This window comes from Streptomyces sp. NPDC050636 (assembly GCF_040654775.1).
In the GTDB taxonomy this organism is placed as follows: Bacteria; Actinomycetota; Actinomycetes; order Streptomycetales; family Streptomycetaceae; genus Streptomyces.
The window spans coordinates 1-24,685 of the sequence record NZ_JBFAIP010000058.1 but is presented as its reverse complement, the minus strand read 5'-3'; the positions used below and the strand labels follow the sequence as shown (position 1 = coordinate 24,685).

Genomic DNA, 24,685 nt, shown 5'->3' with positions numbered 1-24,685 from the left:
TTCACTGGTCTGCTGTGCTGTTCACCGCATCAGAGGGAGGCCGGGCCGGCCACGGTCGTGGACCGCAGCACCCGGGAGATCTCCTCGGTCACGTCGGCCCGGCGCCGTATCAGGTAGAAGTGACCGCCGGGGAAGGACCGGAAAGTGAAGTCACCACTGCCCGACTGCTCCCAGGCCCGCACGTCCTCCGGCCGTACGCCGTCGTCCGCATCCCCGGTCAGCGCGGTGATGGCGATCGGCAGCAGCGGGCCGGGCCGGGCGTGATAGCTCTCGATGAGTCGGTAGTCGTTGCGTACTGCGGGCAGCACGAGGGCGCGCAGGTCAGGGTCGTCCAGGACGCCGGGAAGGCTGCCGCCGAGTGCGGTGAGCCGGTCCACGATCTCCTGATCGCTTCGCAGATGGGTCATCTCGCTCGCGGGAATGACCGGTTGACGATGCGGCGCCATGCGGCCGGAGACGATCAGGTGCCGTACGGTGCCCGGTGCGCGGAACGCCATCCGCCGGGCGACCTCGTAGGCGACGGACGCTCCCATACTGTGTCCGAACAGCACCAGGGGGAGGTCCTGGCACCGGGCCAGCCGGCCCGTGATGGCCGTGGCGAGGGCACCCATGTCAGGGAGAAAGGGCTCGTCGAGCCGGTCTTCGCGGCCCGGGTACTGGATCGCCCAGAGCTGGCAGTCGTCGGGGAGTCCCGTTGCCCAGTTCCGGAAGAAGCTCGCCCCGCCGCCGGAGTGCGCGAAGCACACCAGGCGGGTTCTCGGCGTGGTGCGCGCGCCGTAGTTCCTGATCCACGGGGTGGCGGGCGCGTCCCCCGTTGCTGACAGCAGCATGCTCAGACCTTGGCGGCGGCGTACGCCGGGGCCTGGTCCATGTCGTGCGGACCGCCGGCGATGGAGCGGACGATCTCACCGACCCGGACCGCCGTGTTGGACAGCAGGCTTGAAGTGATGCCGTGGGTGTGCTCGGTGGGCCCCTGGAGGAAGATGCCGGCGCGCACGGCGTCGTCGGTCTCGACGCGGTAGTCCCGGCGCACCCGTACCCTGCCGCTGTCGTCGGTGTGGCAGTACGGAGCGACGGTTCCGAGGGTCTTCAGGACGTCCAGCGGCCGGTAGCCCGTCGCGTAGACGAGGTAGTCGGTGTCCATGACGGTGCGCTCGCCGGTCGGCAGGAATTCCATGGTGGCCCGCACGGAGTCGTTGACGGTGCACGCGTCGACGAGCCGGGAGATGTTGTGTACGCGCAGCCGCTCGCGGCCGGTCACCCGCTCCTGGTACAGACGGCGGTAGAGCTCGTCGATCAACTCCAGGTCGACCACGGAGTAGTTGGTGCTGCGGTGGTAGTCGAGCAGCATCTGCTTGACGTCCTCGGGCGACCGGTAGAAGTGGTCCACCGCTTCAGGGTCGAAGATGCGGTTGACGAACGAGCTGTCGTCGGCCGGCGCATAGCCGTAGCGCGCGAACACCGCGTGGATCTCGGCCTCGGGCTGCGTGCGGTGCAGATACTCGACGGTCTCGGCGGCGCTCTGCCCGGCGCCGATCACGGTGAAGCTGCGGGCCTCTCCCCCGGTCAACTGCTGCAGACGGTCGAGCAGTTCATGGTTGTGCCAGACCCGGTCGCTCAGCTGCGCGCCCTCGGGGAGGTTCGGCTGCAGGCCGCCGGCCATCACCACGTTGCGGGCCCGCCGGACCATCGACGTGCCGGGGTTGCTCCGGTCATGGGCCTCGACCTCGAAGCAGGTGATCTCACCGTCCTCCTCGACCGGACGGATGTCGACCACCTCGCAGTGGTACTCCACATTTTCCTTGAAGCTGTCCGCAACCCATTCCAGGTAGTCGTGAAATTCCACCCTGGAGGGGAACAGCATCTTGTGATTGATGAAGTCCGCCAGTCGGCCCTTGCTCTGGAGGTACGCCAGGAAGCTGTACTCGCTGGTCGGATTCCGCATGGTGACCAGGTCCTTGAGGAACGAGACCTGCAAGGTGGTGTCATCGATGAGCATGCCGCGGTGCCAGCCGAAAGCAGGCTGCTTCTCAAAGAAACAGGAGGTGAGCTGAGCATTCCCCGGGGCGCCGGCATTGTGCTCGGCAAGTGCCACCGCGAGGGCGAGATTGGACGGCCCGTAGCCTAACCCGACGACATCCAGGACCGCTTCATCCAGAGCAAGAGGATCGACCATTACAGCTCTACTTCCTTAAGGCTATTCGGACGCATGTCGGTCCAGCGTTCTTCGACGTAATCGAGTGCGGCCGCACGGGCCACCGGCCCATATGCGACGGACCACCCGTCCGGCACTTCCACAAATTCCGGCCAGATCGACTGCTGGCCTTCGGAATTAATCAGGACGAAAAAGGTCCCGTCATCGTCCTCGAAAGGGTTCGGCATGCTGCTCCCTTATCCCGTAGCTGGCGGCCCGTTCCTGCGCACAGGCCTGGAAATTGCCCTAGGCGACGGCCCCGAGCAGCTCGGACCAGCTGCGCACGGTGGGTTTCCGAGCCAGGTCCGCAAAGGACACCTCGACTCCGCTCTCCCGCCATCGAGCAGACAGGGTCATCATACGAATGGAATCGAGACCCGCCACCAAGAGGTTGTCGTCGTCGCCTATTTCTGCGGCACTCAGCCCCAGTATGTCCGCCACATTGGATTTGATGGAATCCATCGTCAAAGGATTTATTTCCGGCACTGCTGCTCCTTCTGAATTTCTGGCAGAGCTCTGCCCAGGAACATTGTGGTTGATTTTTCGAGGCACGATACAGCGCCCCACGACCGGGCAAACCGGCAACAATTAGTCAATTCCGTCAACCGACCTTGAGTCAGCGGCGACCGCACGGGTCGCCAATACAGAGGCCGGAAATGAATCGGAAATAGTTGGGTCGACGAAACAACCAGAAATCGGCAATAATGCCGATGAAAGTGAGAGTTAGCCGCAGCGTAGGTCAGAAATTCGGCGCGACGATACGACTACCGAAGCAGGGAGAGCGCACGCTCAATCCCCGGACAGTAAAAAAATTCCCCGCACATAAATAAATCCCCCTCGGTGATCCCCCGATTCGTGCTGGTCAGGCAAGGACAACCTAACAACAGCCCGATCAGCCCATCAACCGAATAAGGGGTGACCCATGTCACATTACTTTACGCATATAGCTTTTACCGGAAAGCCATCGGCGGACCGATGCGCCGACCCGCTGCATTCATGCAGGTCAGGGGCCACACGATGATGCGGCCCTTACATCGGAACCCGGTGCAGGCAGCAGCTTGGGGGCGAGGCCATGGTTCTCGGCCTCGCCCCCACACCAACGAGCCACCTGCCCGAAACGTCAGGACGGCTGCGTGATCCTCTGCTCCGGCAGTTCATCGGGCTCCGCGGGGGCGGACTCGGCGGACTCAGCCGACTGACGGCCAGGGAGGATCAGCGCGACCAGCGCTGCCAGTACCAGCAGTCCGGCACCGGCGAGCAGCGCCGCGCCGTAGCCACCGTTGAGCGCCGCCAGCGTCGGCTTGCTGTCGCCGGCGAGCGAGGCGGTGTGGCTGGTGGCCACACTGACGGTGACCGCGAGCCCCAGCGAACCACCCACCTGCTGACCGCTGTTCAGCAGGCCGGATGCCATACCGGCGTCCTGCGGGAGTACGTTGCCGGTGGCCGCGTTGGCCAGCGGGACGAAGCAGGCGCCGATACCGAAGCTGGCGACCAGCGAGGGTCCGAGGATGTTCGCCAGGAAGCTGCCGTCCGTGGAGATCCGGCTGAACCACGCCAGCCCCAGCGCACCGATCAGTGTCCCGGCGACGACCAGCAGCCGGGGACCGGTACGTGCGAGCACCCGGCCGGAAAGCATGGCCGCGGCGGTGAAACCGACGCAGAACGGCAGGAAGGCCAGACCTGCCGCAGCGGGCGTGAAGTGCAGCACCTGCTGGAGGTAGAGCGAGACGAAGTAGAAACTGGCGAACTGTCCGGACGCCAGGAGGAGCATGGCCAAGTTGGCCCCGCTCACCGAGCGGTGTGCGAACAGCCGCAGCTGGACGAGGGGTTGGCGGGCGCCCTTGGCCTCGTACAGAACGAAGGCCGTGAGGAGCACGATGCCGGCGCCGAGGAAGCCGAGCGTCGCCCCGGACGTCAGGCTGTCGTTGCCGACGCGGACCACGCCGTAGACCAGGGCCGCCAGCCCCGTCGTGGCCAGCAGTGCGCCGATGAGGTCGAGCCCGGAGCGCTGTTCCGGCCTTCCATCGGGCACCTCCTTGCCCCCGAGCGCCGCGAACAGCACGATCGGAACGTTGATCAGCAGCACCCAACGCCAGTTGAGGTAGTCGGTCAGCACACCGCCGATCAGCACACCGGCCGCACCGCCGGAGGCACCCGCCACGCTCCACAGCGCCAGCGCCTTGGTGCGCTGTGCGCCTTCGGGGAAGGTCGTGGTGACGATCGTCAGTGCCACCGGTGCGAGCACCGCCGCACCCAGCCCCTGCACCGCGCGGGCCACCACCAGTTGCGACGGCTCCTGTACCAGCCCGCCCAAAAAGCTCGCCAGGCCGAAGAGGCCAAGACCGAGCCAGAGCACCCGGCGCCGCCCGAAGAGGTCCGCGGCCCGGCCGCCCAGGAGCAGGAACCCGCCGAACACCAGGGTGTAGGCGTTCACCACCCACAGCAGTCCCGCTTCGCTGAAGCCGAGATCCGCGCGTACCGCGGGAAGCGCCACGTTCACCACGGAGGCATCCAGCGTCACCATGAATTGGACTGCCACCACAACCGACAGCACCCAGCCGAGCCGGACGGAGGACTTCTCCGCCGCTCCTTCTTTCTGCATTCCCGCCCCTAAGTTGGTCATGTACGGGCCGTAAGTTGGTCATGTACCGGCCGTCGGCCGGCGGCGCGTACCGCGCCTGGCTTCCAGCGGCCGGGCCCGACGGTCGTCGGACCGGTGGAGCGCGTCGGCCGCGCCCCGGTCTGCGTATCCGGATGGATCAGTACTCCGCGGCAGGCTCGCCTTCCCCCTGCACCCACTCCTCCACGGTTTTGCCGTAGCGCCAGTAGCCGGACGCATGCAGCTCTTCGCGGCCCAACTTCCGTTCGTCGCGCAGGTACCGGCGGATATCGCGCACCGCGGCAGCCTCACCCGCCACCCAGGCGTGCACCACGCCCGCCGGCCACGAAAACGCGCGTACGGCGCGCTCCAACGGAGTCGGGGTGACCCACGCCCCGGGCGCGCGGTACACCCACTGCACGGAGACCATGGCGCCCGGCGCCCACTCCAGCTGCTGCCGGTCGGCCGCGTCGCCGACCTCCGCGATCACCTGGGCACGGGCACCGCTCGGGAGCCGCTCCAGCAGCGAGGCGATCGCCGGCAGCGCGGTCTCGTCACCGGCTATCAGATGCAGATCGGCGGCCTCCGACGGCAGGGATCCACCGGTCGGCCCGGCTATGCCCAGCAACGCGCCGGGTGTGGCCTGCCGCGCCCAGTTCGAGGCCCGGCCGTCTCCGTGCACCACGAAGTCGATGTCCAGTTCGGGGCCGGCCGGGTCGAAGCGGCGCACGGTGTAGTTGCGGGCATGCGGCAGCGGGGCTCCCGGGGGGAAGCGCACCCCTTCGGGCCCGATCTCCGGCAGTGCGGGCGCCGTGTGCCCCTCCGGGGGAAAGAAGAGCTTGATGCGTTCTTCGGCCCGCCGGCCGGCTTCGAAACCGCGCAGCCCCGGACCGCCCACGGTCAACCGCAGCATCCTCGGGGTCAGCGCGGCCACCCTGAGCACGGTGGCCAAGTACGTGCGGATCTCCGGGACTTCGCGCCGTCTGCGGGCGCTCCCATCGACTCGCGCCATGAGAACCTACCTCGTTTCACATCAGGGTCGAGTGTCCAGGCATCCCCCGGTGCGCTTGCACGGGGGATCACCGGAGGATGCCTGAAACCATGGTTACTGTACATGTATAAAAACTCCATCCTCAAGCCCTGTGGCAGGCTGCACCAGTCACCCGTCGGGAATCGGAAAGAGGGCAGAGCGCTGAACACCAACGCACCCGGAAGCCGGAAGAGGGGGCGTCCGCCGAGACTGTCGCGCGAGCAGATCGTCGAAGCGGCGTACCGCATCGTGCGCGACGAGGGCGCGGAGAACTTGACGATGCGTCGTCTGTCCCGGGTCCTCGGCAGCACTCCCATGGCGCTCTACCACCACGTACGCGACAAGGACGAGCTCCTCACGCTCGTACTGGAGCACGTCGCGCAGGATCTGCCGCGCCCGCCGCTGCCGGACAACCCGCGCGAACGCATCATCGTGGTCTGCGAGTTGATGCACCGGGCCTTCGTCGACAACCCCTGGGTGGTACCGGTCGTCGCACGCGGAGAACTCGTCGGACTCTCGGCGGTGTGGATGACGGAGGAGATCATCGGCGCGCTCATCGACTCCGGCCTGGGGCGTGAGCAGGCCTTCTGGACACACCAGACCATCTGGTACTACACGGCCGGACAGACGCTGCACACACCGCCCCGGGAGCCCAGCCAGGACACGGGAGAACGTGCCCCGCACTACCCCAAGGTCGCCGCCACCGAACCGTCCCCGACGGCCTTCCCACACCTGGCGAAGGTCGCAGGGGACTCCCGGCAGCTGGAGGCCCAGTACAGTTACCGACTGGGCCTCACTCACATCCTGGACGGCGCGCTGCCGCCCGGCAGTGCGCTCAGGTGACCTTCTTGGCCTTCTCCACGGCCTCGGCCAGCTTCTCGATCAGCGGGGCGTAGCCGGCATAGCTGGATTGCGCCTCGTTGTTCCACGGGACGACCTGGTCCGCCTTGACCGCCGGCAGCTGGTTCCAGGTGGGCTTGAGGCGGGGGAGATCGGCCAGGGGCACATTGTTGGGACGCGCATCGAGGAAGATCACGTCTGCGGCGTGGGTGTTGGCGTTCTCCCAGCTCATCGGCTCCCAGAAACCGTCCTTGCCGGGGTTGCGGGGAACGATGAACTCGACGCCGAGCTCCGCGTAGTAGCGGGTGTCGGGAAACGCTGTGGGCACTCCGGCAGACAGTGCGTCGGGCTGCGCGGCGGCCGCGAGGACCTTCAGCCCCCTCTTGGCCTTGGCGGCCCGGCGCAGTCGCTCCGCGGCCCGCTCGAAGCGCGTCTTGGCGTCCGCGACCTTCTTCGCCTGGAGATCGGCGCCGAGCGCCTCGGCGAGCGCCGCGTACCTCCGGATGGACTGCAACACCGAGACCTTCGCGGTGACGATGCCGACACTGGGCGCCAGACCTTGGATCTTTTCCGAGGTCTCCGGGGGGACGGCCCACAGCTGCGGCGGCTGGTTCACATTGCTGACCAGCAGATCGGGTTGGAGGGCGGCGTACTTCTCTACGTTGAAGTCCCCACCGACGGTGCTGCTCACGGTCGTCAGCTTCCGCACGTCGAGGGATCCGGCCTGCGGCGTGGGAGCACCGTCCTTGTAAGCGACGGGCCCGAAGACGCCCACGCACTCGACACCGAGGTCGTGGAGAGCCGCGGCGGCGGCCGCATACCCGACGATCCGCTTCGGCACGGCGTCCGCCCTTGCCGTCTTCCCTCGGTCGTCCTTGAAGCTCCAACCGCCGGCATCGCCTCTGCCCGGCCCCGCGCCATCGGCGCCGCACGCGGTTAACAGTGCGCCCGCTCCCGCCAGTCCTCCCGCGGCCAACAAGCCGCGGCGCGATATCCGTATGCTGCGCCCTCCTTCTCCCCCCGGGAGAGTCCTACGGTCCGCTGCACGGCGGGGGTCGGTCATGGCTCCTCGCTTTCCTTCAGGGCGGGCGCGGTCAACACCAGCCGACACACAGGGAGATGACACCAGGCCGACTCCCGTTTTATTCAGGCGAGGCTAACCTAAGTCATCATGAGGGTGCAGACCGGTATTCCTGGGAGGATCGACGCGTGCGACCGGGGCCGTCGTGCGTGGGCGGTCGGCACGGCCCGCCGGGGCGTCAGGCGTCGCCCCCACTGGACTCGTACGCCGGACCGCGCAGCCCGAAGGTGGTGAACGCCGTGCGCTCGGGCAGGGGATAGGCCTTTTCCGTCAAGGAGTTGAGGATGACGGCGCTGCGCCAGGCCGCGAGCCCGAGATCCGGGGCACCGACGCCGTGTGTGTGCCGCTCGGCATTCTGCACGTACACGGAACCGCTGATGCCGTCGTCCAGTACGAGCCGGTGGGAGCCGTCGATCTCGGGACGGCCGGCGGCATCGCGGGACACGTGCCGCGCCAGCGGGCCGATCACGGGGTCGAGGGGGCGCTCGGCGTAACCGGTGGCCAGCACCACGGCATCCGTGGTGAGGCGGGCCTCGGTCTCCTGCTGGGCATGGCTGACACCGAGTTCGATCCGTCCGTCGCGAACCCGGGCCGCCCGCACGGTGACACCGGGGGTCAGGCAGACATCGGGCCAGCCGCCGTCGAGCGTGCGCCGGTAGAGCTCCTCGTGGATCACACCGAGGGTGTCGCCACTGACGGCCTTGTACAGCTGCCACTGCTGCGGCAGGAGGCGGTCGCGCACGGGCTCGGCCAGACCACGGAAGTAGCGCGTGTAATCGGGCGTGAACTGCTCAAGGCCCAGCTTGCTGTACTCCATGGGCGCGAAGGCCGGGGTCCTGGCCAGCCAGGTCAGCCCCTCCTGTCCGGGCGGGCGGTTGCGCAGCAGGTCGAGGAAGACCTCGGCGCCGGACTGCCCGGACCCGACCACGGTGATATGGGGCTTGCTCACTATGTTGTGACGGTGTTTCAGGTAGTCGGCGGAGTGCCAGGCAGGCACCTGCGGGTCATCGGCCAGCGGGCGCAGGGCGTCGGGCACCTGGGGCACGGTACCGACCCCGAGCACGACGTTGCGGGCGTAGCGGCGGTGGCCGCCGGCTCCTGACGGGTCCCCGTCGGTGTTCAGGGGGGTGACGGCCACTTCGAACGCCTCCCGCCCGGCGTCCCACCGCACTTCATCCACCCGCTGCCCGAACCGGCAGGAGGCGAGCTCCTCGCTGACCCAGCGGCAGTAGGCATCGTACTCGGCGCGCAGCACGTGAAAGCGCTCGGCGAAATAGAACGGGAACAGCCGCCCCCGGGTGCGCAGATGGTTGAGGAAGGACCACTGGCTGGTCGGATCGACCAGGCTCACCAGATCGGCCAGGAAGGGGACCTGGAGCGTGGAGCCCTCGATCAGGAGGCCCGGGTGCCAGTGGAACCCGGGGCGCTGGTCGAGGAAGGCGGTGCGCAGCTGCGGCAAGCCGTCCGCAAGCGCGGCGAGGGAGAGGTTGAACGGGCCGATGCCCACCCCCAGCAGGTCCAGTGGGGTCTCGTCGGCGGCGGCTGTCACAGGCAGGTCCTTCGGTGGGATGGCCGGCCCGAGGAGCGGACTCCGGTCCTCTCAGGTGCCGGTCAGGGGCAGTTCGATCAGATGGGGCCATTTGGCCCGGTAGCCGGCCGCCTTGGCGCGGTGCACGGCGGCCGGGGCGATGCCCGTCGGGCTGGGGCGCAGGACCCCGCGGTACAGGTCGGCGTAGCCGTGCGCGGCGTACGTGGTCAGCGTTCCGTCATGACTCAGGTTCAGGGCAACGGGGCAGCAGGTGAAGGCGAACGAGGCGAGGGACTCCGCCAGACTGCGGTAAGGAGCGATGCCGCGCCCGTACTTCTGCTCGTACCACAGATGCACGCGGGCCTGATTGCGTGGCTCCAGTTCGATGCCGAGGCCGTCCACGCCCCGCAGGCACCGCTGGATGATCCGGTCCTCGGCCTCGTACGACAGGTCGTCGGCATCGTGGAAGAAGACATCGAAGTCGCGGATGCCGTAACCGAGATCGGCCCGTCCGGCGGCGATGTTCCAGACGGTCTGGAACAGGGCACCCGCCGTCAGGCACCACGGCGGCAGGTCGAGGACGGACAGGCGCTCCAGAACCGCCCGCACCTGGGGGTTGCGCAGGACCAGTACCGCGAACGCCCGCTCCTGCTCCTCGGGCGCGGCCCGCGCGAGCCTGGGCAGTTCGGCGCCGGTGAGACCGTGGTACTGGGAGATCGTGGTACGGAGTTCGCGGTAGTCGAGGAACGCCACAGGCCCAGATTCGCATATCCGGGGGACGCCTGCGCGGGCGGGGCCCGCTCCCGCCCGGGGAGCAGGCAGACCGTCACCTCAGCAGAGCCGTCATGGCCGAGTGGTCGCTGATGCGGCGTTCGCGGACGCTGTGTACGAAACGGCAGTCGGCGAGGTCGAGGAGGAACTCGCCGCTGCCGGCGAGTCCGTGGCACTGGACCGAGGACGCCCCGTCCCGAACCGCCAGGTTCCCCTTCGGCCGCACAGACATCGTCGGCCACCGCAAACGACAACGTCGGCCTTCAAGACCACAACCAGGTCTCGAAGGCCGACGTCACACAGAACCCCGAATCACCCCCCAAAGGCCCGGGGTGGTTCCGGGGCCCGGTGGGCTGAGCACCGTGCCAAAGCTGTGTCTCAGCCGCCGATCGGGCCCAGGGGGATGTCCGAGACGGTGACGCTGAGGGACTTGATGGAGCCGCCGGTCAGGACGGGCACGCCGTTGGGGCCCGGGGCGAACGTGGCGGTCAGGCCCTCCAGGGAGCCACCGACGGAGAGACCACCCGCGACGTTGTCGAGGTCGTCGTCGGCTATCTCACGGGTCTCAATGCGGGAGGTGTTGCTCATGCTGATGAGCGTCCTTCTTCTAGTGGTGGTCGCAATGCGTGGCGCACTGCAGCGGGAACCCCTTGAATGACTCCCGCCATGCGCCAGATTGCACGCTCGCGTGGGATGTGGTGGATCAAACGCCCCACCCTTCACGCGCTGCACACAGCTGCACACACAAGGTCTTGAAGCGGAAGGCAGACGTCACGCAGGACCCCGAACTGACCAACAGCATCACCGGATCGGTGAACGGGCCCTTCGTGCTACGCCGCGGTCATGAGCAGACGGTGCCGTTCGACGGGACCTTGCCGTTCAGCAGATGGTCGTCCACAGCCTTGGTGGCGCACTGGTTGACGCCATAGGTGCCATGGCCCTCGCCCTTGACGGTGAGCAGCACCCCCACGCCCTTCCCGAGCTTGTCGGCCATCTTCCGCGCGCCCTCGACGGGAGTCGCCGGGTCGCCCGCGTTTCCGATGACGAGGATGGGGGCGGCGCCCTGTGCCGAGACTTCCGGGGTGTCGCTCTTGCCGGTGACCGGCCAGCCGGTGCAGCCCAGCAATCCCTTCGCGGTCAGCTCACCGAAGACCGGCGACGCCTTGCGGAACTCCGGCAGCCTGGCCGCCACCTCTTCGGGAGTGCTGCGCTGCTTGGTGTCGGCGCAGTTGATCGCGACGTTGGCCACCTGCATGTTGTTGTAGCGGCCCTTGTCGTCCCGTCCGCTGTAGCTGTCGGCCAGCGCCAGGAGCGTGTCACCGCTGCCTTGCTCCGCTTCGGAGAGCGAGAGCGACAGGATCGGCCAGGTCTCCTTGGAGTAGAGCATCGCGACGATGCCGATGACCGCCTGCTCCTGGGTGAGCTTGCGCCCGCTCTTGGTCGGCAGCGGCTGCTTGCCGGCCTTCGCCAGCAGGTCGGCGACCCGCCGGCGCCCGTCCTCGGGGCTCTGGTACGGGCAGGTTCCGGGCGTCTTGACGCAGTCCGCCAGGTAGTTGTCCAGCGCCAACTGGAAGCCCTTCGCCTGACCCAGGGACCCCTCAATGGAGTCCTTCGTCGGGTCGACCACGGCGTCCAGGACGGTGCGGCCCACGTTCTTCGGGAACAAGTGGGCGTAAACACCGCCCAGTTCGGTTCCGTAGGAGATCCCGAAGTAGTTGAGCTTGGCATCGCCCAGGACCTGGCGCATCAGATCCATGTCGCGGGCGGCACTTTCGGTTCCTACGTGCGGCAGCACCTTCCCGGATTTCTTCTCGCAGGCCGCCGCGGTCTTCTTACTCTGATCGGCCACCCCGGCCAGGTCGAGGTTCTGAGCGCGCTGCTCGTCCGACTCCTTGTCGCTGAGGCACTTCACGCCCGCGCTGTTGCCGACGCCCCGCGGGTCGAAGCTGACCAGGTCGTATCGCGAGCGCAGGGATTGGGCCGGGCCGTAGTCCGGCAAGGTGGCGACACCCGACGCCCCCGGGCCGCCGAAGTTGAAGACCAGCGAGCCGCTCCGCTTGCCGCCGTCCTTGGTCTTGGCCTTGGCGCGGATCATCGCGAGGTCGATGGTGTCGCCGGCGGGCTTGGCGTAATCCAGGGGCGCCTTCAGGGACGCGCACTCCCATATCGTGCCGTCCGGCAGCTTGCCGGGCGCCTTGCCTCCGCCGCCCTGGGCAGTGGACGGTGCCGGGCAGGGCTGCCAGTTGAGCTTCTGGGAGGCGAGCGAGGCGGGCAGGCCGGTGGCCGCCGACGGGGAGGGCGCTTCGCGGCCGGTGTCGTCCTTGTCGCCGGTGCAAGCGGTGGCGCCGAGGGCGAGCACCAGGGAGGCGGAGACCAGCGAGGTGGTGCGAAGAGTAAGAAATCCAGACATGGCCATTCCTAGAGTTGTGTGGCTTTCAGGTGAACCTTCGACAGCCGGAGCAAAGTGGAAGCAGGGCAGGGTGGACGCCCAAGTACTGCCGGGCCGCACCGACTTCCGCCCGTCGGCTGAATGAGCGTCAAACCAGGTCGGCGCCGCAACCAAACGCAGCCGACATGAAGGTCACAGACGAGGAGCCGCCCGCGGCGGACTCTCCGTCAACGTCATCGGGTGCTGTGGTCAGGTCCCCAGGCCGGCGTCCCGTGCCAGTAGTGCGGCCTGCACCCGGTTCTCGCATCCCAGCTTGGCCAGGATCCGGCTCACATACGTCTTGACCGTGGCCTCGCTCATATGGATCCGCTGACCGGCATCCGCGTTGGACAGCCCCTCGCCCAACAGGGCCAGGACTTCCAGCTCGCGGTCCGTCAGCGTCTCCAGCCGACGGCGGGCCTGCTCGGCGCGGTGCGCGGACTGGCCGGACGCCAGCGAGTCCACCACATGGCGGGTGGCGCCCGGCGACAAGTACGCGTCTCCGGCCGCGGCAGCCCGTACCGCGCGCATGAGCTCCGCGGGCGCCGAGTCCTTGAGCAGAAAGCCGGCGCTGCCCCCGGTCAGGGCTCGCAGCACGTTCTGCTGCTCCCCGAACGTCGTCAGGATCAGCACCCGCGAGTCGGGCACGGCCCGGCGTAGTTCGGCCAGGGCCGTCAGCCCGTCCATGACCGGCATCTGGATGTCCAGCAGCACGACATCCACCCGCTGGGCACGGGCCAGTTCGACCGCCTCACGGCCGTTGGCCGCCTCCGCGACGACGTCGATGTCATCGGCAGAGGAGAGAATCATCCTGATGCCCGCCCGAATGAGCGGCTCGTCATCCGTGACGAGAACCCTGATCACGACTCTCCTGCGCGGTCTTGGACGGTCATACCTGCGGCCACTCGCCATCATCCCCGATCAAGTCGCCCGCCCCGACATCGGCGCCGGTCCTGCTCAGCTCGTGACCTCGAAGGACTTCTTCTCGATCAGCTTGCCGTCCTTGAAGCAGAACCGGAAGACAGGATCCTTGTCCCAGCTGCTGCCTGACTCAGTGGAATTCAGGCTGAGGCACTTCGCTCCCTTGGGCTCGGGCGGGGCCCCCTTGTCGAGGCCTTCGGTCAGGAACGATTCCCCGTGGGGCAGCTTGTCGCGGACCTCCGCCTCGGACTGGCCCACCTTCACCGCGTTGTACTGCTTCGGCTCGATCATGGCCTTTTCCGACTCGCCCACGAGAAAGATCCCCCCGACGGCCGCGGCGATCACCAGCAGCAGGGCGACCAGTGCCGCCACCCCACAGCCAACGGCTACGCCGCTGCTCCTCTTGTTCGTGCTCATTGCCTTGGCCAGCTCCTTCGGCAGACCGTTCCAGTCGATGACCGGATCACCCTCGCCGAGGTAGCCCGCCGAAGTCTGCTGCCGAAAGTCGCCTGTTGGATCAACAAACGTCGTCGTCGCGTCACCGAGCGAGGGGCTCGGGGCACCGCCCTCGGGCGAGGTGTACGGCAGCACGCCCGCCAGCCGGAATCCGCCGTCCGCCGTCGGGCCCGCGTGCACCATCCCGCCGATGAGCCGGGTCCGCTCCCCGAGCCCGGTCAGCCCCTGACCGCCGCTCACCACGCTGCGGCCAGTGTCCGCGGTCTCTGGTACGGGACCGTTGGCGACCTCCACGACCAGCGAGTCCGGCTCGTACCGCAGCTCGATGGTGATCGAGGCGCCCGGGGCGTGCTTGTGGGCGTTGGTCAGGCCCTCCTGAGCCACGCGGTACGCCGCGTGATCGGCGGTCGGGGAGAGCGGACGCGGCTCGCCGGAGCACCGCAGCTCCACGGCCGTACCCGCGCTCCGGGACGCCTCCACCAGGCCCTCGATACCGGCCGCCCCTCGCGACGGCACCTTGGCGTCCCCCTCCCCCATCGCCTCCAGGGCTCGGGAGGCGCCCCCATGGCCGGGTGCCTGCGTACCGTCCCGCAGCAACCCCACCACCTCGCGCAGCTCGTGCATCGCGGCCACCGACGCCTCGCGCAACACACCCACGGCCTCCCGCTGCCGTCCGGTCAGCTCGCGGTCCACCTCCAGCGCGCCGGTGTGCACCGAGATCAGCGCCAGCTGATGGCCGAGGCTGTCGTGCATGTCCTGTGCGATGCGCTGGCGCTCGCGCATCCGGGCCTGACCGGCGATCATCGCGCGTTCGCGCAGCAGCTGGGTGTTGTACTCCTGGAGGGTGTCGGTCAGCGTGCGGCGCTGCGACCAGTAGCGGCCGGCGAGGCCAGGGACGATGATCGCGACCAGCAGCCCCAAGGCGCCCAGGACCACGAGCGACAGTGAGAAGCGAGGCAGTTCCTGCACGACGGCCAGGCCGAGGGTGAGGGCGTATGCGAGGGCGAAGGTGCCGGTCGCCTTGCCGACCCCGTCGATCCGCCGCCCGGCCGACCAGGCAACGACGAGGACCAGCGGGGCGAATCCTGTGAGCACGGCGCACCCGACGGCGGTCACCAGCAGCACCGTCGCAGGCAGCGCCCGGCGCATCGCTGACAACAGCCCGGCGGCCAGCCCGACGGCGACGCACTGCACGGTGCCGCCGTGGCCCAGGGCCTCGAATCCCGCCGCCAGCAGCCCGAGCACCACGCTCAGTAGCGATTCGCCCACGATGCGCCGGGGAGGCCACATCCCGGGGGCGAAGAGAGTCCTGCCCGGGGCGGCCAGCCGCCGGGGCACCGAACGCAGCTTCGCCGCCAGCGCCTGGCGAGCCGATGCCGAAGGGTCCGTAGATTCCACACGAGTCACGCGGCCACGTTATGGCCCCTCAGCCGGACACCGCACCGGCCATTGGTCTCGATGGCCAACGACGAAAGTCGCCACGGCGCAGCGGCCCGGCACTGCCGACACCCAGTGGCTGATTGACCGGGCCCGGCTCCTGGGCACTGTCCAGTGGCGAGTTGCGGTGTGTCATGTGTGGCTCCGGGCCGATTCCCGCTCATGGTGCGGCGCGTGGGCGTGTCGTGGGAGCAGGAGCGGGGTGGCCAGGATGAGGAGACCGGCGATCGCGATCGCGGTGCGGGGGCTGGTGATGCCGGCCAGCAGGCCCCACAGCGCGGTCATGACCGCGGTGGTGGCTTTGCTGGTGACCGACCACGCGGACAAGGTGCGGGCGACTCGGTCCGCCGCTGTGTGGTCGAGACGGTAGGTGGCGAACACCGGGTTGAAGACGCCCATGCAGGTGATCAGCCCTAGCTCGACGGCCATGACGAGCATGAGCCCGCCGGTGCCGGGGCGGACGAAGGCCAATCCGAGCAGCCAGCACGCGCGCAGCACCCCGGCGGTGAGCATGACCTCGTGCTGCCCGAACCGCGCGACGAGTCGGCGGGCCAGCCGTGAGCCGATCAGTCCGCCGACGCAGGGCACCGCGAAGGCGAGGCCGTACTGCCAGGGGGCGAATCCGAGGCGGCCGAGCATGAGGACGGCGAGGACCGGCGCGGTCGCCATGATCAGGCCGCTGACCAGGATCGTGTTGAAGAACAGCGGGCGCAGCGCTGGGTGGGTCAGGATGTACCGCCACCCTTCGAGCAGGTCGCCGGCCCGGAGGCGTGGTGCATCGGTTCGCGCGGGACGCGGCTCGCTGCCGCCGATCGCGCGGATCCCCACAGCCGAGAGCAGGTAGCTGACCGCATCGGCCATGACGGTCGTCACCGGGCCGAACAGTCCGATCGCGGTCGTCCCGAGCGGCGGCCCGAGCATCGTGGCGGTCCAGTTCGTGCCCTCGAACCGCCCGTTCGCGACGAGCAGGTCCGGTGGCCGTACGAGTGCCTTCAGGCATGCTCCGCTGGCCGCGTTGAAGGCGATGTCGGCCGCGGCGACGATGACCGACACGATCAAGAGCTGGACGAAGCTGAGCCAACCGAGTGCATAGGCGGCGGGGACGCTCGTCAACGCCGCGAACCGCGTCAGGTCCATCGCCACCATCACCGGCCGCTTGCGGCGGAACTCCACCCACGGGCCGAGCGGCACCGCCACCGCCGCCCCCACCGCCAGCCCCGCAGCGGCCAGCAGCGACACCTCCGTCGGCCCGGCGTGCAGCACAAGGATCGCCATCAAGGGGAACGCATCGAACGCGAGCCGCGTGCCGAACGTACTGACCGCATACGACGCCCACAGCCACCCGAACCGCCGCCCCAAGGACCGCCCAGCCCCCATGCCCCGCACACCCCTCACTGCCGCCCTCGAACAACCTCGTGTTGACCGGAAACATCAAAGCGAGCAGAACGTCTCGGGACAAACAACCGCTTGGCAAGGAAAGCCACAACCATCTGTTGTGCAACTAGGATGGCTGGCGTGAATCTCGATGCCGTGCGCACCTTCGTCGCCGTCGCGGACGCGGGGCAGTTTCAGGAAGCCGCGGCAAACCTGTCGATCACCCAGCAGGCCGTCTCCAAGCGCATCTCCGCGCTGGAGAAGGAACTCGGTGTGCGACTGTTCACCCGCACCGCACGCGGCGCCCAGCTCACCATCGACGGGCAAGTGTTCCGGCCGCACGCCCGAGATCTCCTCCAGGCCGCAGAGCGGGCGGCCGCTTCCGTGCAGCCCGGCAGTCGCGCGCTGCGCGTCGACGTGATCGGCCGGCGGCTCGCGCCGGCAGATCTGCTGCGCGACTTCCACCGCGTGCATCCCGAGACCGAACTCGACGTCGTGACCCTCTTTGACGCCGACACGGCCATCGCCGCCGTCCGGTCCGGCACGATCGACGCGTCCTTCCGCGCTGTCACCGTGCCCACGCGACAGCTCCCCGACGGCATCGAGGCCGCCCGGGTCCTCGACGAGCCCGTCCAGCTCCTCACCGGACCGGCCCATGAGTTCGCCGCCGCCCGGACGGTCACACCCGCGCAGCTCGCAGGGCACAGGATCTGGATGCCCGGCATCGTCGCCGGTACCGAGTGGGCCGCCTACTACGACGAACTCGCCGCCGCGTTCCGGCTCACCATCGAGGTGACCGGCCCCGACTTCGGCACCGATCCGCTCCTCGACACGATCGCCGACTCCTCGGTGCTGGCGACCTTCGTCGGCGAACAGACCCGCTTCGTCTGGCCCACCGACCACGACCTGCGGCGCATCGCCGTACACGACCCGACACCGGTCTACCCGCACTCACTGATCTGGCGCAGCGACAACCCGCACCCCGCGCTCACCACACTCCGCGACCACCTCGGCTCCAAACGGCCCGACCATGGCGACGCCGAGACCTGGACACCGAAATGGGCATAGCGACGGACACCACCGCGTCAGCCGGCGGCAACAGTGTCATGAGCCGCGACAGTCGCAGCACCATGTGCCGGGGCAGAACTGCCTAAGAATCAGTGCTGTCTGCGCGTTCGTAGACGCTGATGTGGCGCCAACTTGCGGCGGTGTACGGCTCGCCGTTCCACCCGCCCCACCGTTCGCGTAGCTGGAGTCCAGCGATGCGGGCCATGAGGTCGAACTCGGGCGGGTGGGCCAGGCGTAGCCTGATGGGCGAGAACCTGATACCCCCGCTGCTGATGCGGATGTGGTTCAGGTCGAGGACCTGGGTCAGTGGGTCGTACTGGCCGGCATCGAGGTCGACGTGTTCGAGGCCGACCTGCTCGGTGTCGAGGTACTGATGGCCGGGGCGTGAGGGCGCAGTGGGGATGCGGCATTCGACGACGAACACGCCGTCGTCGGTGAGATGGTTGGCGGCGTTCTGGAAGCATCGGACCTGCTCTTCTTGGGTGAGCAGGTTGCCGATCGTGTTGAAGACCAGGTAGGCCAGCCCGTAGGTACGGCCGGTGGCGACGCGGGACATGTCGCCCATGGTCACGTCGACTTGATCGCCACCTGGTTTCTCACGCATCCGATCGACCATGTCTTGCGACAGCTCGATCCCGTCCACCCGTACCCCCGCCCGCATGAGGGGGAGCGCGACCCGGCCGGTGCCCACTGCGAGTTCCAGGGCGTTCTGCCGCCCTGCAAGCCTGGCCAGGAACCCGACGGTCTCGGCCTCATCACCGCGTGGATCGTCGTCGTACCGCTGGGACACCTCATATCCGAAGCTCGTCTTGGGATCGAATCCCTCCACGGAACGCCCCTCTCATGATCAGCCGAATCGCTTGGCCAAGCCTGACGAAAGCTCGCGTGCCCGGGCCGGACCTTAGCGCCGAAGTTCCCTGCACCACCACGCATTTAGCGAGCCGTCCGATCGGAAATGAGATGAGGCCCCGCAACGCGCTGCATGCCCGCAGATTCCCTCAGTCTGATGTCGGAACACCTGCTGTGACAGGGATGAGCAGTGCAGTGATGTTGTCGTGCCCGCCGGCGTCGAGGGCGCATCCGACCAGTGACCGCGCTTCTTCCAGAACGTCGCCGGTGAACGATGCTGCGCTTCGGCGACGGGACATCACGGCCCGCAGACCATCGACATCGGGCAGATAGCGCCACAGCCCATCGGTGCACAGCAGTAGACGGCCCGATCGCGGTGGTCGGTAGCTGCGAATACGCGGTGTCGGTTCGTCGGCGTCGGCTCCAAGCCATGCGGCAAGGACCTCGTGCTCACCCGTGTCGTCCTCGGTCAGGGCCATCCCCGGCCCCTCGTCGGGCAGCCAGTAGGCGCGGCTGTCGCCGATCCAGGCACTCCACATGCCTTCCGGACCGGCGATGCCCGCGACATACGTGCAGGCCGGTGCCGCATCCACCGACGCGGCCAGGGCGGCAACCGCGCGACCCGCACGGATGGCGGCTTCGCTGAGCGCGACTTCCGGCAGGACGCCCGCCTGGAGTTGCGCTGCCAGGGCCGCCACACCGACCTCGGCGGCGACTTGAGCGGCTCGCTCCGCTCGGGGCGACATGGATACCCCGTCGCAGACAACACCGATCGTCCACCTACCGACCACGGTCAAGGCCATGGCGTCCGCGTTGATGCCGCGCCGCTTGCCGCGGTCGCTGACTCCTGCCGCACCGCTGTCCGTCGTGATCTCCATATACGAGCGGAAAGCCGGCTGCGCCTCACCGCAATCCCAGCAATAACCATCGGGGGCAATCGTTCCGCCACACAAGACGCAGCCTGCAGTCTCAGTCATTAGCTGCGGATCTTGTCATATCTGTTTTTGGCTCGCCGGCCAGGGCAGTGAAGGACTTGGCAGCGGCCCCACCTACCGTCGGTGACGAGACGGGTACCGTCGGCGCTGCCCCGGGCTTGGCCTGCCGGCCGCACGTTCTCGCCCACAGGCCCATGGCCCGCTGGCGCCCTATCCTGACTGAAGGGGGCTAGGCGCCAGGGGAGCTGCCATGGTCACGACCAAATGGTTCTTCGAGCCCGGCCATACCGGCGCGGAGTTCCGCGCCAGGCACATGATGGTCGCCTATGTGCGCGGCCAGTTGAAGAACGTGCACGGCTTGCTGGAGGTCGATCCCGACGAGCCGGAGAGCGCCCGCGTCGAGGCGACGATCGACGCGACCCAGGTGTACACGGGTCAGCCCGAGCGCGACGCCCACCTGCGCAGTGCCGATTTCTTCGATGTCGAGCACCACCCGACGTGGACGTTCGTCGGGTCGCGCATTCAGCAGGTGAGCGGAACCGAGTTCGAGGTCACCGGAGATCTCACAGTGCGTGGAGAAACCCGTTCCGTCACCTTCGACGTCACATATCTGGGGCAGTGGGACACCCCGTGGTGGGAGGACGGCCGGGACCTCGGCATCCGGCGACGTGCCGGCTTCTCCGCCACGACGCGCATCAACCGCCATGACTTCGGAGTGAGTTGGAACGACGTGGTCGACCGCGGCGGCGTGGTCGTCAGCGCCATGGTCGATGTCATGGTCGACGTCGAGGCTGTCCTGGAGGCCGGTGAAACGGCGGCCTGAGCACGGCTGCGGCGGCTAGGACGGCTACGGCTTGACGACGGCAGCGTCCCTTCACGTCGTCTCGTGAGAGCGTCGACACACCTCATGCGGGCGGGGTGCGCTCAACACGTGCGCGGACTCTGCAGCGCTCGGCGTTGTCCTCCTCCTCGCCCGATGAAGTTCCCGGTTGTGGCACGACAGTGCGACGCCTTCGCGACGCGAGCGAGGCGCAGAACATGGCCGAAGATGCTCGTTTGTCACAGGGTGACTCAGGGGGAGTTTTGGAAGCGGATCTCGACCGTGATCACGGCTGGGGCCGGGGGCGCAACCAACGGGGGGGCACTGAAGCGGGGGAAACGAAGTAGTGGTGGTGCGGGCGAGACCGTGCCCGTCACCTGGACGGCGGGTGTCGCTCCCGCCCGGAATGAATCGTAGGACTGCCGGCATACGACCGATGGCCGGCTGCGTCCGCTTCGGCGCTGTCTCGTCCGCAGCAGTCTGGCTGTCTCTGCACCCGGACTGCTGATGGCGCATGGCCGGAGCCCCGGCGGCAAGAGCCCCAGCGCACAAGCCCTGGGGTAAGGCGAACGCAGGGTAGAGACCATGCATCTGACTCCACATGAGCAAGAGCGTCTGATGATTCATTTGGCGGCGGACGTCGCCGAGAAGCGCAGAGCCCGAGGTGTGCGGCTCAACTACCCCGAGGCGGTGGCGCTGTTGACCGTGCATGTTCTCGAAGGGGCCCGGGACGGCCGCACCGTCGCCGACCTCATGTCTTCCGGGCGGAAGTTACTGACCCGGGAGGAGGCCATGGAGGGCGTCCCCGAGATGATCAAGAACGTGCAGGTGGAGGCCACGTTCCCCGACGGCACGAAGCTGGTCACCATCCACGATCCCTTCCCGGAAGCGGGCGAGGACGAAAAGCCTCTCGTCTCCCCTGGGAAGGTGGACTACTCGACGAAGCCGGCCGACGAGTTCGTGCCCTTCAATGCTCACTTCAGCGAGAGCGAGGTCACCCGCCTGCGCGTCACCAACCCGACCGACCGTCCCATCCAGGTCGGTTCCCACTACCACTTCGCCGAGGCCAACTCCGCTCTGAAGTTCGAATGCCCCGGCGTCGAGGCCGACTCCGATCCGGAGTCCGGACGTAAGGCCGCCTGGGGCAAGCGCCTCCATGTGCCCGCCGGCAGCTCCGTACGCTTCGAGCCCAACATGCCCGAAGACGTCGAGCTCGTGCCCATCGAGGGCAAGCGCTTGGTCCACGGTCTGCGCGGCAGGATCGATGGGTTGCCCGAGAAAATCGACGGCTCACTCGACAACCCCGGGGTCGGGGGCGATCTCGATGACTGAGTGCCGCCCGGCTGAGTGCTGCCCTGAGCCTCCCAAGCCGTCCGACCCCCTGACCCGCGCCCAGTACGCGGACCGGTTCGGCCCGACGACCCGTGACCGCATCCGCCTCGCCGACACAGAGCTGCGGATCGAGATCGAGGACGACTGGGCCGGTGGTCCCGGGCGCAGCGGGAACGAGATGGTCTTCGGCGGCGGGAAGGTGATCCGTGAGTCGATGGGGCAGTCCATCGCGCCGCGCGAGCCGAGCGGCACCGACAAGTCCGCCGACTCCGACGGCGACGTCGTCGAGCCCCCCGACACCGTGATCACCGGCGCCGTCATCCTGGACCACTGGGGCGTCGTCAAGGCCGATATCGCCATCCGCGACGGCTACATCACCGCACTCGGCAAGGCGTACAACGACGAGACCATGAACCCCCTCCACACCACGGAGGCCCCCGAGCACAACGGCGTCGGCCCGAAGCCCACGGATTTCGTCATCGGTCCCGAGACAGAGGTCATCGCGGGCAACGGCAAAATCCTCACCGCCGGCGGGGTCGACACACACGTCCACTTCATCTGCCCCGAGCAGGTCGTCGAGGCGCTGTCCGCGGGTGTCACCACGCTCATCGGCGGCGGTACGGGGCCGGCGGAGGGCAGTACCGCCACCACCGTCACACCCGGCTCCTGGCATATCGCCAGGACCTTCGAGGCGCTGGACGCCTTCCCGGTCAACATCGGGCTGCTCGGCAAGGGCGCCACCATGTCCAAGGAGTCCCTGTACAACCAGGTGGACGCCGGTGTCATCGGCTTCAAGATCCACGAAGACTGGGGTGCCACGCCGGCTGTCCTCAAGCAGTGTCTGGACGTCTGCGAGGAGAAGGGGATCGATGTCCAAGTCGCCCTGCACGCCGACTCGTTGAACGAGGCGGGCTTCGTCGACGACACCATCGCGGCCATCGGCGGCCGCTCCGTCCACGTCTTCCACGTGGAGGGTGCGGGCGGCGGCCACGCCCCCGACATGATCAAGATGGTGAGCGAGGACAACGTACTGCCCGCCTCCACCAATCCCACCCGGCCGCTGACCGTCAACACGGTCAAGGAGCACTTCGACATGGTGATGGTCTGCCATCACCTCAACCCGAAGATCGAGGAGGACCTGGCCTTCGCGGACTCCCGCATCCGGCCCTCCACGATGGCCGCCGAGGACGTCCTGCACGACCTCGGAGCCATCTCGATCATGTCCTCCGACGCCCAGGCCATGGGCCGCATCGGCGAGATGATCATGCGCACCTGGCAGACGGCGCACGTCATGAAGCTGCGGCGGGGCTTTCTGGAGCCTGAGCGGCCGGAGGGTGACAGGCTGCCGGAGGGTGAGCGGCCGACAGGTGGCAAGGGCGCCGACAACCGTCGTGCCCGGCGGTACGTCGCGAAGTACACCGTCAACCCGGCGATCGCCCAGGGCATCGACGCGGTGGTCGGTTCCGTGGAGGTCGGCAAGCTCGCCGACCTGGTGCTGTGGGAGCCGAAGTTCTTCGGGGTCAAGCCGCACCAGGTGATCAAGGGCGGGCAGATCGCGTACGCGCAGGTGGGCGATGCCAATGCGTCCATCCCCACCCCGCAGCCGGTCCTGCCCCGCGCCGTGTGGGGCGCCACGGGCCTTGCGCCTCGCTCCATCTCGTTCAACTTCGTCACCCAGCGGGCCATCGACAAGAAGTTGCCCGAACGGCTCGCGCTGGGCAAGCAGTTCAAGGCCATCACCAGCACGCGTCACATCTGCAAGGCGGACATGAAGGAGAACAACGCCACCCCCGATGTCGAGATCGACCCCGACACCTTCGAGGTGATCGCCGGGGGCGCGAAGGTGGAGGACGTGTCGGCGCGCGTCGAAGGCAAGCTCGTCGAGCGGAACTATCCCCGTGAACTCCCCATGGCTCAGCGGTACTTCCTCTTCTGAGGTCTCGGAGATCTGCAAGGTCTCGGAGATCTCTGCGCGCTCCGAGACCTCTGCGGGCGCCGAGGACTCTCCGAGCTCCCAGGACTCTCCGGACTCCCGGGACTCTGCCGCCTACGCCGCCTCGAAACAGGGCCGCTGAGTGAGACAGAAGGCGAGCCGCGAAAGGTGAACTTCGAAAAATGAGTGACGAAAGGTGACCTGCGAAAGATGAGCCGCGCCGCGCTGTTCGTTCTGGCCGATGGCCGGTTCCCCGCCGGAGGACACGCACACTCCGGCGGCGCCGAACCGGCCGTGGCCGCCGGTCGTATCAAGGATGCGGACTCGTTGGAGGACTTCTGCCGGGGGCGGCTGCACACCGTGGGTCTGGTCGCGGCGGCGCTGGCCGCCGCGGCCGCCGCGGGACACGATCCGCTGGCGCTGGACGAGGCCGCTGACGCCCGCACTCCGGCACTGGCACTGCGGGCCACTGCCCGCAAGCTGGGGCGGCAAATGATGCGGGCTGCTCGCGCCACCTGGCCGTCGGCCGAGCTGGATGCGCTGGCTGCGGCCCGGCCGCGGGGCGCGCACCAGCCGGTGGTGCTGGGTCTGGCCGCGCGGTCGGCCGGACTGGCGCCGCTGGATGCCGCGCATGCGGCGGCGTACGAGTCGGTCAGCGGGCCGGCCACGGCGGTGGTCCGGCTGCTGAGCCTGGACCCGTTCGACGCCACCGCGGTCCTCGCCCGCCTCGCCGCCGAACTCGACCAGACCGCCGCCGCAGCGTCCGCAGCCGCAGAACGCATCCCCGAAGAGGGGCTCGACGCGCTGCCCGCCGCCTCCGCACCGCTGCTGGACATCACCGCACAGCAGCACGCCGCCTGGCCGGTACGCCTCTTCGCCTCCTGACACCACCACCAAGAACAAGACCACGACCCTCGACCCTCGACCCTCGACCCTCGACCGCGAAACATCACGCAGGACTGGAGTCTTTATGCACCTTGACCATGGAGAGACGTTCCCCGAGCGTCACACCTACAGCGCCGCCGGCCCCGTACGCGCGGACGGCACCCGTCGCGCCCTGCGCATCGGCCTCGGCGGACCGGTCGGCAC

At 68.2% G+C, this 24,685-nt stretch carries 23 protein-coding genes and 1 pseudogene; 7 read left to right on the top strand and 17 right to left on the bottom strand.

The window, feature by feature from the left end; all coding sequences use genetic code 11:
- Positions 1-29 precede the first annotated feature (29 nt).
- From AB0I10_RS29360 to AB0I10_RS29335, 6 genes are all read right to left on the bottom strand, one after another.
- Positions 30-830 (bottom strand): alpha/beta fold hydrolase, encoded by an 801-nt coding sequence (locus AB0I10_RS29360; protein ID WP_363155677.1) that lies wholly within the window; start codon positions 828-830, stop codon positions 30-32.
- A gap of 2 nt (positions 831-832) precedes the next feature.
- Complete coding sequence (locus tag AB0I10_RS29355; protein ID WP_363155676.1) at positions 833-2,176, bottom strand: lysine N(6)-hydroxylase/L-ornithine N(5)-oxygenase family protein; 1,344 nt, start codon at positions 2,174-2,176, stop codon at positions 833-835.
- Complete coding sequence (locus AB0I10_RS29350; protein ID WP_363155675.1) at positions 2,176-2,382, bottom strand: MbtH family protein; 207 nt, start codon at positions 2,380-2,382, stop codon at positions 2,176-2,178. Before AB0I10_RS29350 ends, AB0I10_RS29355 begins: the two co-directional genes overlap by 1 nt.
- A gap of 58 nt (positions 2,383-2,440) precedes the next feature.
- Positions 2,441-2,680 (bottom strand): phosphopantetheine-binding protein, encoded by a 240-nt coding sequence (locus AB0I10_RS29345; RefSeq protein WP_363155674.1) that lies wholly within the window; start codon positions 2,678-2,680, stop codon positions 2,441-2,443.
- Positions 2,681-3,314: 634 nt separating this feature from the next.
- Positions 3,315-4,817, bottom strand: coding sequence for an MFS transporter (locus tag AB0I10_RS29340; RefSeq protein ID WP_363155673.1), 1,503 nt, complete (start codon positions 4,815-4,817; stop codon positions 3,315-3,317).
- 136 nt (positions 4,818-4,953) lie between these two features.
- Entirely contained in the window at positions 4,954-5,805 is an 852-nt protein-coding gene (locus AB0I10_RS29335; RefSeq protein WP_363155672.1) for a siderophore-interacting protein, read from the bottom strand.
- 102 nt (positions 5,806-5,907) lie between these two features.
- Between AB0I10_RS29335 and AB0I10_RS29330 the strand changes: the two genes are divergently transcribed.
- Positions 5,908-6,666, top strand: coding sequence for a TetR/AcrR family transcriptional regulator (locus AB0I10_RS29330; RefSeq protein ID WP_363155671.1), 759 nt, complete (start codon positions 5,908-5,910; stop codon positions 6,664-6,666).
- Here AB0I10_RS29330 and AB0I10_RS29325 read toward each other — a convergent pair.
- The 9 genes from AB0I10_RS29325 to AB0I10_RS29285 form a co-directional block, all read right to left on the bottom strand.
- Positions 6,659-7,504 (bottom strand): ABC transporter substrate-binding protein, encoded by an 846-nt coding sequence (locus AB0I10_RS29325; RefSeq protein ID WP_363155670.1) that lies wholly within the window; start codon positions 7,502-7,504, stop codon positions 6,659-6,661. The two genes, AB0I10_RS29330 and AB0I10_RS29325, sit on opposite strands and share 8 nt — an antisense overlap.
- Before the next feature lie 418 nt (positions 7,505-7,922).
- The gene (locus tag AB0I10_RS29320) at positions 7,923-9,293 is read right to left on the bottom strand and encodes a SidA/IucD/PvdA family monooxygenase (protein ID WP_363155669.1); all 1,371 of its coding nucleotides are present in this window, start codon (positions 9,291-9,293) and stop codon (positions 7,923-7,925) included.
- A gap of 51 nt (positions 9,294-9,344) precedes the next feature.
- Positions 9,345-10,025: a nucleotidyltransferase family protein gene (locus tag AB0I10_RS29315; protein WP_363155668.1), complete on the bottom strand. Its 681-nt coding sequence runs from the start codon at positions 10,023-10,025 to the stop codon at positions 9,345-9,347.
- Positions 10,026-10,098: 73 nt separating this feature from the next.
- The gene (locus tag AB0I10_RS29310; RefSeq protein WP_363155667.1) at positions 10,099-10,275 is read right to left on the bottom strand and encodes a hypothetical protein; all 177 of its coding nucleotides are present in this window, start codon (positions 10,273-10,275) and stop codon (positions 10,099-10,101) included.
- Between the two features lie 146 nt (positions 10,276-10,421).
- The gene (locus tag AB0I10_RS29305) at positions 10,422-10,631 is read right to left on the bottom strand and encodes a hypothetical protein (RefSeq protein WP_363155666.1); all 210 of its coding nucleotides are present in this window, start codon (positions 10,629-10,631) and stop codon (positions 10,422-10,424) included.
- Between the two features lie 253 nt (positions 10,632-10,884).
- Entirely contained in the window at positions 10,885-12,453 is a 1,569-nt protein-coding gene (locus AB0I10_RS29300; protein ID WP_363155665.1) for an alpha/beta hydrolase, read from the bottom strand.
- 228 nt (positions 12,454-12,681) lie between these two features.
- Complete coding sequence (locus AB0I10_RS29295) at positions 12,682-13,335, bottom strand: response regulator transcription factor (RefSeq protein WP_363155664.1); 654 nt, start codon at positions 13,333-13,335, stop codon at positions 12,682-12,684.
- 93 nt (positions 13,336-13,428) lie between these two features.
- The gene (locus AB0I10_RS29290; protein WP_363155685.1) at positions 13,429-15,138 is read right to left on the bottom strand and encodes a histidine kinase; all 1,710 of its coding nucleotides are present in this window, start codon (positions 15,136-15,138) and stop codon (positions 13,429-13,431) included.
- A 279-nt stretch (positions 15,139-15,417) separates the two neighbouring features.
- Positions 15,418-16,662, bottom strand: a complete 1,245-nt coding sequence (locus AB0I10_RS29285; protein WP_363155663.1) for an MFS transporter — start codon at positions 16,660-16,662, stop codon at positions 15,418-15,420.
- A 138-nt stretch (positions 16,663-16,800) separates the two neighbouring features.
- Here AB0I10_RS29285 and AB0I10_RS29280 point away from each other — a divergent pair, with 138 nt between their 5' ends.
- Entirely contained in the window at positions 16,801-17,727 is a 927-nt protein-coding gene (locus AB0I10_RS29280) for a LysR family transcriptional regulator (RefSeq protein ID WP_363155662.1), read from the top strand.
- Between the two features lie 82 nt (positions 17,728-17,809).
- Here the strand turns inward: AB0I10_RS29280 and AB0I10_RS29275 are convergent, their stop codons facing one another.
- Complete coding sequence (locus AB0I10_RS29275; protein ID WP_363155661.1) at positions 17,810-18,556, bottom strand: class I SAM-dependent methyltransferase; 747 nt, start codon at positions 18,554-18,556, stop codon at positions 17,810-17,812.
- A gap of 169 nt (positions 18,557-18,725) precedes the next feature.
- Entirely contained in the window at positions 18,726-19,529 is an 804-nt protein-coding gene (locus tag AB0I10_RS29270) for a protein phosphatase 2C domain-containing protein (RefSeq protein WP_363155660.1), read from the bottom strand.
- A 232-nt stretch (positions 19,530-19,761) separates the two neighbouring features.
- Between AB0I10_RS29270 and AB0I10_RS29265 the strand changes: the two genes are divergently transcribed.
- The 5 genes and pseudogenes from AB0I10_RS29265 to AB0I10_RS29245 all read left to right on the top strand — a co-directional run.
- On the top strand, positions 19,762-20,334 hold the full coding sequence (locus AB0I10_RS29265) for a YceI family protein (protein ID WP_363155659.1): 573 nt from the start codon (positions 19,762-19,764) through the stop codon (positions 20,332-20,334).
- Positions 20,335-20,916: 582 nt separating this feature from the next.
- Positions 20,917-21,663 carry an urease subunit gamma gene (locus AB0I10_RS29260; protein WP_363155658.1) on the top strand — a complete coding sequence of 249 codons (747 nt, stop codon included), beginning with the start codon at positions 20,917-20,919 and terminating at the stop codon, positions 21,661-21,663.
- On the top strand, positions 21,656-23,599 hold the full coding sequence (locus tag AB0I10_RS29255) for an urease subunit alpha (protein ID WP_363155657.1): 1,944 nt from the start codon (positions 21,656-21,658) through the stop codon (positions 23,597-23,599). The genes AB0I10_RS29260 and AB0I10_RS29255 overlap by 8 nt, the downstream gene beginning before the upstream one ends.
- A gap of 207 nt (positions 23,600-23,806) precedes the next feature.
- Positions 23,807-24,481 carry an urease accessory UreF family protein gene (locus tag AB0I10_RS29250; protein ID WP_363155656.1) on the top strand — a complete coding sequence of 225 codons (675 nt, stop codon included), beginning with the start codon at positions 23,807-23,809 and terminating at the stop codon, positions 24,479-24,481.
- 85 nt (positions 24,482-24,566) lie between these two features.
- Positions 24,567-24,685, top strand: a pseudogene (locus AB0I10_RS29245) (urease accessory protein UreG); the annotation flags it as partial.